Origin of the sequence: Arcicella sp. BE140 (assembly GCF_031456255.1) — a bacterium.
GTDB classification, from domain to species: Bacteria; Bacteroidota; Bacteroidia; order Cytophagales; family Spirosomataceae; genus Arcicella; species Arcicella aquatica.
Genome location: NZ_JAVDUE010000002.1, coordinates 556,014 through 568,052 on the forward strand (window position 1 = coordinate 556,014; position 12,039 = coordinate 568,052).

A 12,039-nucleotide genomic window follows, 5' to 3' on the forward strand; every position below is an offset into this window, starting at 1 on the left:
TTTTAATGTCTTCAAAATCATCTTGAAAAAATGTTGTTTTAACCTCTGATGGTTACTTATAGAATGGATTCTGAACCAAAAGTGTATTTGTTTGAAGTTCGTATAGATAAATCGGCAAATAGTGACTATTAGGGTCTTTGATTTTAGCAATCGCAGATTGTTGTCTTTCGCTAGGAACACTTCTGGCTGTTAAATCAATCAATAAGTCAAGACGCTTATAATTACTTCTTTTGGCATTTCTAAGGACATCAAACCAACGTTTTCCTTCAAAGGCAAATTCTCTGGCACGTTCTTCTAAGATATATTCCAACACACCGCCTACACCATCAATATTAGTAGGCTCTGGCGACTTCTCAGTTTGTGGAATTGCCCAAGCTCTCTGACGAATTTGCTTTACAATCGCTAAAGCTTCTGTTCCTCTATTCAACAAAGCCAACGCTTCGGCTTTCATCAGAAGGACATCTGCATAACGATACACGATAAAGTTGAAAGGAGTATCACCCGACAGACGGTCGTATTTTCTAATTACCCCCGTAGCTGTGCTTAAAGAAGCATCATCAGCACGTGTGTCATAATTAGTAGGGTCTATGATGTCTTCCGTAAAAAGTGTTTCAGTTACATAAGTGGTAGCCTGGTATCTCCTATAAGTACTAGAAGCACCCGAACCAAAAATGGCATAGAAAGGATAAGTAGTAGCTACAAATCTGATGACATAATCACTACCATGAGCCAACTCGAAGATACCTTCGTTTGAATTTCCTGCTTTGATAGTATTGAACCAAGATATACTTCTTTCGGGGCTTGACACTAAACCGAATTTAGCACTTGCAATTACTTTATTAGTAGCAGCCAAGGCTTCAGTTGGTTTTTCCATCCACAAATACACATCAGCCTGTAGGGTATTTACCATGTGTTTAGTTATTCTACTATGGTCTTTTTCTTTGTTGCCATAAGTACTTGGAATATCCTTCTCAGCTTCTTCTAAATCCTTTACAATCTGTGCAAGGATAACATCCTTACCCGATTTTGCTAACGCAACAATCTCATCATCACTACTAGTTGCCGACAATTTCAATGGCACCTCTCCGAATAATCTTACCAGATAAAAATACATCCACGCTCTCATTGCTTTTGCTTCAGCAACGTGTCCTTTTAAAGCAGCTTCTGTATAAGTCTTATCTTTGTCTAATACACTTGGAGCAAATGCTACTACAGTATTGCTGTAATTGATAATACGGTAGAAATCTCTCCAGTCTGTCAAGGCATTCGTTGGTAGAATATTACTACTCATGATGTCTAGTTCAGCATTGGTAATTCTGAATGAACTAGTAACCATATCTGCTCTGATTTCACCCAGAATAAACATTTTTTCAGGCAAACCATCTATCAAAGAAGCATAGATACCACTTACCGCAGACTCTACTTGTTCTTTATTTTGCCAGAATCGACTCTGTACGATTCCGTCTTGTGGGCTCAGTGCTAACCAACTGTCGCAAGAACTAGCAATCAGTAATGAGCTTACACAAATCAGGTTATAAAATATCTTTTTCAACATTGTATTTTTATCTATAATTGTTGTATCTGTATTGATTATACTTAGAAAGTAGCCGCTATACCAAAGGTCACCGTTTTAGGTGCTGGCGTCATCGAGTTATCCGTCGCTACTCTGAATGGGTCACTCCCACGCATCTGGACTTCTGGGTCTTGCCCGCTATAGTTTGTCCAAGTCATTAAGTTTTCAACGGTTGCATATGCTCTCAATGCTGTAATATTCAAGGTTTTCAAAAGCTCTTTCTTGAATGTATAGCTTATAGTAGCTGTTCTGAAACGTACGAATGAAGCATCTTCAACGTATCTGCTTGATCCCAACCAGTTATAACCAGTATTGTATAAAGCACGTGGTACCATAGTTTCATCACCTTCTTTTCTCCAACGAGCCAATACTTCAGTACTCTGATTTCCGAAACCATACATATTAGTAGTATTCATACGGGTAGCATTTACTACGTCGTAATTGTTACGGAAGTTGAAGAAGGTAGTCAATTTGAAAGATTTATAGGTAACACTTGCTCCAAATCCACCTGTGAAAGCTGGGTTACTGTTTCCTAAATACACTAAGTCCATGTAGTTGATATTACCATCTTTGTTAACATCTTCATACATCGCATCTCCAGGTTGGAATACATAGTCAGTTTGTGGGTAATTGAAACGCATATAAACTGACTGAGCATCTGGCGTAATGATCGGCTCGCCACTTTTACCTCTCGCTACGGTAGCAGCTTTGTCTTTATAGACCCCTAAATAGCGGTAGCCATAGAATGAACCAAAAGGATTGTTTACTTGCATATAAGTCATGTAAGCACCATTCAACGTTGAAATACCACCCTGGCGAGGATATAAATCAGAGATTTCGCGGATTACGTTGACGTTATGAGCAATGTTCATGTTGAAATCTACCAACCATGATTTGGTCTTGTAGGCATTCAAGTTTAAGCTGAACTCCCAACCAGAGTTTTCCATTGTACCCACGTTCATTTGTACCGTGTTGAAACCAGTAAAGGCAGGAATCTGTAGGTCTTCAAAGAATAAATCTTTAGTACTGTTTTTATAGAATTCAGCATCAATCGTTAATTTTCTGTTACGAGTAATTAAGTTGATACCAATGTTTCTACCAATGATACGCTCCCAGCGGAGGTTGTTCAATTCTATCGTTTGTGGAACAACACCAGCAGAACCAAGGTAAGACCAACCCAAAGTATTGTATTTACCATAGAACAGATAGTCTTTGCGTGGAGCATTACCACTTTGTCCGTAACTCATTCTCAAGCCTAAGTGCTCAATTAAGTTGTCGAATCTTTTCATGAAAGGTTCATCCGAAATAATCCATTTTGTTGAAATAGAAGGGAATAAACCATAACGATAATCTGGACCAAAACGAGAATTACCATCACCACGAATACCAATATCAAAGATATAGCGGTCTAAAAAGCCATAGTGAATGTTCCATAACAAACCAATGTTACGAGTCTGCGAAACACCTGATGATAATTTTGAAGTAGTTAAACGAGCTGGGTTGGTAACATCTGTCAAATCAGATGATGCCGTATTGGTAACATAAGCTTCTTGCCAAACAGATTTAATATCTGAAGTATTCAACGCCCATAAACTTGTAAAGTCATGTTTAGTGTTTTTCCATTTTGGCGTATAAATCAAACTTGTTTTAGTGGTTACGGCAAAACCATCGGCATCGCCATCTGTCGCAACGTTTACCGCAGGGCTAGTAAATGTTTGTCCAGTAGCAACTTGTGGTAAGAAAGAGTTTGTTTTGTTATTGTTAATATCAAACTGAATATCAAAAGTAGCTATCCATTTTTCAGGTACTAAATCGTACTGTACTTGAAAGTGAGGAATAATTCTTTCTGAAATAATATTATTTTTCGCAGATTCAACCATCGCAACAGGGTTATAAGTCCCTGGGAAAGCACCCTGAATATTGGTTAATGGCGAAAAGTAATTACCTGTCAATGTTCCTAAATCATTGTATTCAAAAATACTCATGTTAGGCATTTTGCTATACGCTACCGAACGAATTAAATCTTTATTACTTGTTAAAGCTGAAACATAGTTTCTTGCATTTGACGAGTGTGTAAACGATAAGTCGGTTTTGAAACGAATATTGTTTGATACGTTATAGTCGAGGTTAATACGCGTATTCAAACGGTCTAAGCCAGTACCAATCGTTGTTCCTTTTTGAGTAAAGTATCCAGTAGAAGCATAATATTTAGCTTTTTCACCACCACCCGTAATAGAAACATTATGGTCTTGTGAATAACCAATTTGTGTAATGGCATCTACCCAGTTTACGTTTTGTCCGTAGTTGTTGAACCAATAAGGGTCATTTGGGTCATACTGAAATTCTTTTACCGTTTGTGTATTCAATGGCACACCGTTTCTATTCATGACAGCTTCAGGAATCAACATTGAGTATTGGTCACCCGAAAGCATTGGAATAGCATTTGGCTGTTTAGAAACAGAACCTTTGAAAGTATAAGTAACCTTAGGTGTACCAACAGTACCTCTTTTCGTATTAATTACTACTACCCCATTGGCTGCTCTTGAACCCCACATCGCTGTAGCAGCAGCATCTTTTAACACTGCAATATTTTTAATGTCCGAGGGTGCTAAGTTTAATAAAGAAGCGTAACCCATTTCGTCGGCACTACCAAAGTTAAAGTCAGATGGAATAGATGTTTCATAAGGCATACCATCTACTACAATCATAGGGTCAACTGATGAGTTGATTGATGACGTACCCCTGATTCTGATTTGCATCCCTGTACCAGGGTCACCAGAAGCAGCCGTAATATCTACCCCTGATAAACGACCTTGCAACATTTGGTCAATAGATGTTCCCTGCATATCTTCCACGGCCTTTGCATCAATTTTCGCAACGGCAATCGTAGTATTTCTTTCAGAAACAGACATCAACCCGTTATCAGTTGGACGAGCCGAAACGACTACCTCGTCAAGGTCTGAAGTGGTAGCCTCAAACCAGATTTTTATCGAAGTACGTCCTTTGATATCAATCTTTTGGGTTTTGTAACCGATACTCGAAATCGAGAGTCTGTTATTGGCATTAGAAACCCTGATAACGAAATTCCCTTCCACATCCGAGCTTACCCCTTTAATGATACGGTTGTCGCGGTCAATCTCAGCTACTGTAGCACCTATCACAGCAGAGCTATCTTTGAGGTCAATAATCTTACCTCTAACAGTATGTAAATTAGGTGTTTGTGCTATTGACAAATGTTGGCATAATAGCAATACACCTGTTATTATTAGTAATTTGGTAAAAATTTTCATTGGCTTATTTGCAAGTTTTTTTAAACGAGTTGTATGACCTATAAATCCACTAGTCGTATACCGTTGGGGTTTAGTTGGCCTTTAAATAACCATCAATCAAATGAATCATCGCTCTGTTAGAAAGGTTGTTACTTTTGTCAACTCTAACATTAGATTTCTTTGAAGTAGCATCTGCCAATTGCATCGAACCTACACTATTGAGTACGGTAACTTTTACAGGGTCTCCTACAGCATCTTTAAGCAAAGTTTCCATCGCTCCTGATTCTTTACCGTCTGGTGCAATTGATTTTTTATTTAAGATATGATAGCTGATGAAGTCTTCTACCTTCTTTTTATCAAGCAAGCTTGTAGGATTAAAATTTGGTGTTTTTACTGCCCCAGTACCTGTTCCCGGTAAAACGCCATCATTTACTGCTGCCTGAATCGCCGCATTGTCTGGCACAAAGAATGTATAAAAACTACCCTCGTTTACGTTGCTTATCGCAAATGTTGCAGCCGTGAAAATGGTTGAGTTTTTAAGGTATTGATAGAAATTATAGTATGGTGAGTCTGAAGTAGCACCTAATACTGAAAGGTCTTTACCGATAGGGTCGGCAATGTTAGTATTAGCTGGTGCAAAATTCAATAAGCCAGTAGTATAATATACTTTTCCGTTTGAAGCAGTTTTAGATTTTACAATACTTAACGGAGCCGATTTGATACCTGTTGAGGTTACTTTGTTGTTTTCGTATTTGATATACTCACCATTGATTGCATCAATTACGCCTTTTCCAGATAAATCATTCAATTGGTTTTGTGGTGTATAAACAACACTAGTAGCCACAATTCTTTGAAGGTTGGCTAACATAGAAGTACCCGATGTACGAGTAGTAGTTCCCGGTGCTGTATAGCCCCATTCACTGTTAGCCACGTTTGATACAAATTTAGAAGGGTCATAGTCATAACCAGCCGCTTTGAATGCTTCGTCACTAATCATGAACAAAGTATAGTTTACTCGTGGGTTAAGAATGGTATTTTTCCAGTCCATATCCAATATTCTTGTCATGATACTGTACTTAGGGTCTAGATATGCCTTTGAATAAACCGAAGAGAAAAGGTTAGATTCTTGCACTTTGTTGGTACCATAAAGCATGGCATTACTCAATACTTTTTTCTCGATAACGTTGCTAGCGGCATCAAAGCGAGCTTCCTCGCCCAATGCGTTAAAGCTGTTTTTGAATTTAGTTGGCCAAACTGTAGTTGGAAATAAATGCGCATTGATAAGATCGATAACAATTCCCGGAGGCATTGCATCCAATGACGTATAGTTTTCTAATAATACAGTATTGATATACTGTGTCAGCACATCATTAGTAGGAATAAAGGCCGTCCACATATCTAATTGTGAATCATTATCAGCATTCTTCAAAAAGTTTTCGCAGTTAGTCGCAAAGGTCAAAAACTTACCACTACTAGCTTGTTTATTGAATGTCTTTACATATACCTTGTCGCCTTTGCCAGTCAGGTTACTATATTTAGTCGTCATGGCATCGTTCAAGGCATACGTAGCAGCATATTTCTCAATCAGGTTTCTAAACACACTGTATTGAGGTTTAGTACGTAAAAACTCGTCGATAGAAGGTTGAGGAGTCAATACTTTATCAATTTCATGAATCATACCGTTTTCAGCAAAAATATCGGCATTCACTACTTTTGCTTCCATCACATTAAAACCAGCATAGGTTGAAGTTGGATAGAAGTAATTGTAGTCGGCAGCGCTTAATCCTACGGCAGTGAAATACTCATCAATGAAATATGAAATATGCTTGTTGTTGTTATCACCGACGATATAGTTGTTATTAGGGCGATTTAATGAAACAGCTTTTAATTTCGTACCATCAAAAGTAGTTTCGTCATAGAAGCCTGTATAAAAGGCAGTCTTTCTTCTGAAAGCTCTTGATTCTTGCCAGCCAAGGGGTGACTGGTAGTCGGCTAGACGAGATTTGTCAAAAGCATTAAAAACTAAAACGTTTTGTATAAGTTCGCGAGCTTTCGTAGAATCTAAGCTAGCCAATGTAAGGCCTGTTGTCGTAAAATAAGCTTTGAAGGCTTCATCATTGGGTGCAAAAAATGTCCAATAGCCAGCACTACTAAGGGTACGTTGATAGCCACTTTTATCAATAACTCCTAGCAGTGTGGTGAAATTCCCTTTGTTTTGGAGTGTTTGATAAATGGGTGGCTCTAATGTTTCTGGACGTTTGTATATATCCAGCTCTTCTTTAGTACAACTACTAAGCAAAGTGAACACGATGCCAAGCATGACAAAAAAATAACGAAAAGAGTATTGATACATCATTCTTTATGGTTTATGTATATTATAGGATTGTGATTTAATTTTTTGATTTTGTTAATTTTAAACAAACAGGTTTCACATGAAGATTTTTGACCTTCATTAATTTTAAGTTGAAATTGGATGAAACTCTTTTTAGAGTGTTATCTTATGTAATCGTAGCAATTATTGTGGTAATCAAAAGTGGCTTGGTTGAGTATGTGTCTTCTTAACACATTTCGACTAATTTATGAAGGAGTACAGTTTTGTTCATAGAAAATAGTTTGTTTTATATAGTGATTTAATGATACTTTGGACTCGGGAAAACCCTTTGAGACTAGCTTTTAGGGATAAAAAAAGTTTGATTTATGGTTTAATAATCTTGAAATTGTTTGTTTTTGCTAGCCTATTAAAGGCTTATTTGACCTAATTCATAAAAAGCATTTTTGTATTTTATGAATTATTTATTGTAAAATAACCTATTAAGGTTTCGCTGACCATCATGTACCATCCTGTAAGTACTGTTAAATATCAGAATAGTACAATTTTTGATACTCATCAAATTGTAATTTTTTTTTAATTATTTTTTTGAGAAGGTAAATAAGAAGGGAGCATATTTTAAAAAAATAAAAAAACAATTAAGTATGCGTTGTATAGCCTAGCTAGTATATTGTGAAAAAAAAATGAAAGATTAGTGAAAGAAATTGAATCCATAGACTAGCAGGTTTGATTATGTAAAAAGCTGAAATAAAGTGTTATACCATACTTTTTAACAGACAAGCGAATGTATAGATTTGAATAGTTAATTAGTGTAAATATGCTGTAAATCAACATCCACTACGCGGAGGTATAAAAAAATTGCTAATGATATATATACCCAAAATAGCAGCTTAAAACCCTATAAATTGCCAATTATCACGAGAAAAAGACAATTTTAAAGCATATCAATCAGGATAGAGATATGGGAAATCGTTGTATTTTTCTAATACCAAATTATTTAATAAAAAAATATATTTTTTTTATTTTCTGTCCTTTTCTATTATTCTTTTGGGAAAAAACAGGACACTTTGATAAAATAATACTCACTTTACCCTTCAAAAATGATAACATCTTACATTTCACCCCAAATATCCATGTGTTTAAAACATTTTAAAATACGCAAAAGGCTAGCATACTAGTTTTGAAGAAAAAAAAACGACATGAATGCACACGAGAGACTCAGACCTTACGAATTGTTTTTTATTCTTTTAGCCATTACCCTTTACGTCGTCAGGAGGCTCTTTGGTATCGCTTCTGATTTTGATTCTGATATAGAATACCTCCAAAATATTCCTGTAGATAACAGTGTTATTTGGGCAGACCTTTCATCCTATGACCAATATGTTAATAATATATTTCCAACAGTAGTTGCTGCAATACTTTTTACTACAGCATGGGGTATTTTTCATTTTATTGTTTCCCCTGAAATCAAAAAGAAGAATTTCGACGCATCAACAATTATGTTATTGCTTTTATCAATGGGTTTGGTATTAGCTAGCTGTTATGTATTTAAGGAGTTTAAGCTTTTCTGGCGATTTCGGTATGATGATTTCGCTAATCCTATTGGGTTTAATGTGTATTCAATTTACAGAAAGTTACACGTACTAACAGACGCTGTGGGAGTAATGATTATTATCGGTTTTTACGAAGTAGTGGCTCAAGCATATTATTATACTGCCGAATTGTATGAAGCCAAGCAAGAGGGCAAATATCAGGTATTGAGTAATGTTATTCTAGGAATAAGTGTATTTGTCATTGCCTTTTTTGCCCTTTTCGGAAAAGTGCCTGAACTGATTGTAGGAAGTACTGGGCTAATTATTGGCACAGGGCAGATTCTCTTAACGATTGGTGTTCATCAGTTCTTTTATAAAAGAGTAATTCCTTATTTTGCTAAAATCAATTACAGCAAACAAGAACACTTGGTAGTACCCGCCCTGTTGGTTTTTATATATTTCCTTTCGGTAATTGTCCTGTATTTTGGGTGGTATAGAATTTTTCATCGAGGGTACTTCGTAGGAATAGTTGTTTTGCCTAATATGCTTGGGGGTATATCTGCTATCATTCGCTGGATATTATTTCAAGAAAAGAAGGAATTACAAACACAGGTTTTTCAAAAGTCTGCCGAACTGACTACACTACGCTCACAAATTAATCCGCATTTTTTGTTCAATGCATTAAATACGCTGTATGCTGTAGCCTTGAACGAAAATGCCGAGAAAACATCTACGGGCATTCAGAAACTAGGCGATATGATGCGGTTTATGTTGCACGAAAACCACCAAGACCGTATTCCACTTAGTAAAGAAATAGAGTATTTAGAGAATTTTATTGATATTCAACGAATGCGGTTGGATGAATCTCATGAGATAGAAATTCGGGTAAATATACAGACACTCAATCATGAAATTTACATAGCCCCCATGTTACTGAATCCGTTTGTAGAAAATGCTTTTAAACACGGTATTAGTTTCAGAAAACCCTCTTGGATATATATTACGCTTACTTTTGATGCCAATAAACTTTATTTTAAAGTACATAATTCCTTGCATCCTAAACAGGAAAATGACACAGAAAAACACTCGTCTGGGATTGGGCTAGAAAATGTTAAAAAACGACTAGAGTTGATTTACCCCCAAAGATATAGCTTAGATATTCAACAATCAGAGCAGGATTATTTTGTGGCACTAACGTTTGTTATTTTTTAGTGATTAGTAAATAGTGATTGGTGATTAGCTGTGCTTGCCTAAAATAGGTTGACATAATTAGTAATATTCATGTGGTTACTTTAATCCAAAAAGCCTGTAACTTAGTTTTACTTTAAATATATTACACTTGAAAAATGTAATCAATTATAAACAAAAACCTAATCACTATTTACCAATCACTAATCACTAAAAAAACTAATCACTCAAAAAAATGACAGCCATTGCTATCGACGACGAACCCAAAGCATTAGAAGTAATCGAAATTCATGCCTCCAAAATTCCCTTTCTAGATTTGAAGGCAACTTTTACTGATGCCTTCGAAGCGATTCCATATCTACAAAACAATAAAATAGATCTTATTTTTTTAGACATTAAAATGCCCGACATATCGGGGATAGAGTTTGTACACTGTTTGCAGAAGGTACCGATGGTAATATTTACCACGGCCTATTCTGAATATGCTGTTCAAGGTTTTGAGTTAGATGCCCTCGACTATCTTTTAAAGCCTTTTTCGCTAGCTCGTTTTATGAAAGCCTGCAACAAAGCGCTATCCATCAAACAATTGAAAGAAGGAGAGGAGCGAGATTTTATTTTTATCAAGACAGGCTATGAAGAAGAAAAAGTGTTTTTTGATGATATACTCTACATCGAAGCCGAAGGAAATTACCTCACTTTTATGTTGAAAAATGGTAAATTGCTGAGTCGTCAAACCATGTCTGATATTTTACAAGTATTGCCAGAAAAGCTATTTGTCCGTATCCATCGTTCGTATATTATTGCTTATAGCAAAGTAGAGAAAATAGCGAGACAAACAGTTTCTATTCAAGGAATAGAAATTCCGATTGGCGCATCTTATGAAGATAACCTAGACTTGATTAAAGATAGATTAAAAGGATGAGTAGCACGACTTTCCAAGTCGAGCCACAAACCTCAAATTTTTAACTTAATATTTATTCTACCCAGCAAAGTAGCAATACCAATAATGATAAACGAGTAAATCAATGATTTTACTAAACCCACTATACCTGTAGTGAAGAAAGCGGGTAAGGCAATGCCTGATAAGTTAGCGATGCTATAATACCAATAAGGAATCAAATAGCAAGTCAGCGTGCTAGTACCCGCAGTTTTGATGCTTCTAAACCAATGAGCTTTTTCTTTGATGTCAACGACGTAGTAAATTAAAGCATAAAAAATAAAGGATATCCCACAGCAAAGGAAAACCCAAGTAGGCGTTGCTAAAATTTTAGAAATAATAAAATACTGTCTTAGTACAAAGCCCAGTATTAATAATACGATACCGATTATCACATAAATCCCTGCCAATCTTTGACGATTTTCAGAACTAGCATATTGTTCTAGCAACACACTAGCCATGATACCTGCAAAAGCGAAAGCAAAGAAAGCACCATTGGCTAAAATCCAATCAGAAGGGCCAGTACTCCAAATTTTTTGTAATAATCCTGCATGACCAGCAATGGCGAAGAGATTAAAAAATACCGTAAAAAAAACGAGTAAAGATGTTTTTCGATAGGTAAATAAATAAATGATGGCTGCCGTGAGGTAAGTCCAACCAATAAGCCCTAAAATTCCCCACCATTGGGCCGTCATCCCTGCCAAATTTTCATGAGTTCCAGCTTTAAAAATATATGCTAATATCAATAATAGGATTACTCCTAAAGCCTGCAGCCCCAAAAATATTTTACCTTTCAACCCTTCAGTTTTGGGGTAAACATTCCAAATCAAAAAGAAGCCTAGCACCATCAATATCTGGAATACTTCACTACTCATCCCCGTGGCTGTTTCATTGATTTCTGGTACGTTTACCGTAAACACACCCATTATTAGTAAAGCTATCGAACGCGTAATGATATGTTTGGTTAGCTGTAGGGGAGTGTCGCCTTTGGCAATACGATTTTTAATGGCAAAAGGAATAGCCATGCCAAGAATAAATAAGAAACACGGGAATACCGTATCAGCCAACCCCATACCATCTTGCTCGGCTTCGGTGTGTTCTAACCAAAGAGGTATATCTTTCAAAGTCCAGAGGTCATTTACAAAAATCATTAACAGCATTGTTAATGCCCTGAATATATCGATTGAAAAAATACGTTTGATTTCCATCAG

General features: G+C 36.3%; 6 protein-coding genes. 2 read left to right on the top strand and 4 right to left on the bottom strand.

Translation table 11 applies throughout. The features are described 5' to 3' along the window. Window positions 1-52: 52 nt before the first annotated feature. The 3 genes from J2Y60_RS05625 to J2Y60_RS05635 all read right to left on the bottom strand — a co-directional run bounded on the left by J2Y60_RS05625 (window position 53) and on the right by J2Y60_RS05635 (window position 7,198). Entirely contained in the window at window positions 53-1,555 is a 1,503-nt protein-coding gene (locus tag J2Y60_RS05625) for a RagB/SusD family nutrient uptake outer membrane protein (protein WP_309914531.1), read from the bottom strand. Between the two features lie 41 nt (window positions 1,556-1,596). After that, on the bottom strand, window positions 1,597-4,863 hold the full coding sequence (locus J2Y60_RS05630; RefSeq protein ID WP_309914534.1) for a SusC/RagA family TonB-linked outer membrane protein: 3,267 nt from the start codon (window positions 4,861-4,863) through the stop codon (window positions 1,597-1,599). 70 nt (window positions 4,864-4,933) lie between these two features. Continuing rightward, entirely contained in the window at window positions 4,934-7,198 is a 2,265-nt protein-coding gene (locus J2Y60_RS05635; RefSeq protein ID WP_309914537.1) for a fasciclin domain-containing protein, read from the bottom strand. 1,172 nt (window positions 7,199-8,370) lie between these two features. Here J2Y60_RS05635 and J2Y60_RS05640 point away from each other — a divergent pair. Together J2Y60_RS05640 and J2Y60_RS05645 are read left to right on the top strand one after the other, a co-directional pair. Further along, on the top strand, window positions 8,371-9,915 hold the full coding sequence (locus tag J2Y60_RS05640) for a histidine kinase (protein WP_309914540.1): 1,545 nt from the start codon (window positions 8,371-8,373) through the stop codon (window positions 9,913-9,915). A gap of 211 nt (window positions 9,916-10,126) precedes the next feature. After that, entirely contained in the window at window positions 10,127-10,813 is a 687-nt protein-coding gene (locus J2Y60_RS05645; protein ID WP_309914543.1) for a LytTR family DNA-binding domain-containing protein, read from the top strand. Window positions 10,814-10,845: 32 nt separating this feature from the next. Here the strand turns inward: J2Y60_RS05645 and J2Y60_RS05650 are convergent, their stop codons facing one another. After that, complete coding sequence (locus tag J2Y60_RS05650; protein ID WP_309914546.1) at window positions 10,846-12,036, bottom strand: DUF5009 domain-containing protein; 1,191 nt, start codon at window positions 12,034-12,036, stop codon at window positions 10,846-10,848. Window positions 12,037-12,039: the final 3 nt, after the last annotated feature.

Bases quoted from the DNA above. Each gene is read 5' to 3' on its own strand.
- J2Y60_RS05645 (WP_309914543.1), top strand. From the start codon at position 10,127: ATGACAGCCATTGCTATCGACGACGAACCCAAAGCATTAGAAGTAATC.
- J2Y60_RS05635 (WP_309914537.1), bottom strand. From the start codon at position 7,198: ATGATGTATCAATACTCTTTTCGTTATTTTTTTGTCATGCTTGGCATC.
- J2Y60_RS05650 (WP_309914546.1), bottom strand. From the start codon at position 12,036: ATGGAAATCAAACGTATTTTTTCAATCGATATATTCAGGGCATTAACA.
- J2Y60_RS05640 (WP_309914540.1), top strand. From the start codon at position 8,371: ATGAATGCACACGAGAGACTCAGACCTTACGAATTGTTTTTTATTCTT.
- J2Y60_RS05630 (WP_309914534.1), bottom strand. From the start codon at position 4,863: ATGAAAATTTTTACCAAATTACTAATAATAACAGGTGTATTGCTATTA.
- J2Y60_RS05625 (WP_309914531.1), bottom strand. From the start codon at position 1,555: ATGTTGAAAAAGATATTTTATAACCTGATTTGTGTAAGCTCATTACTG.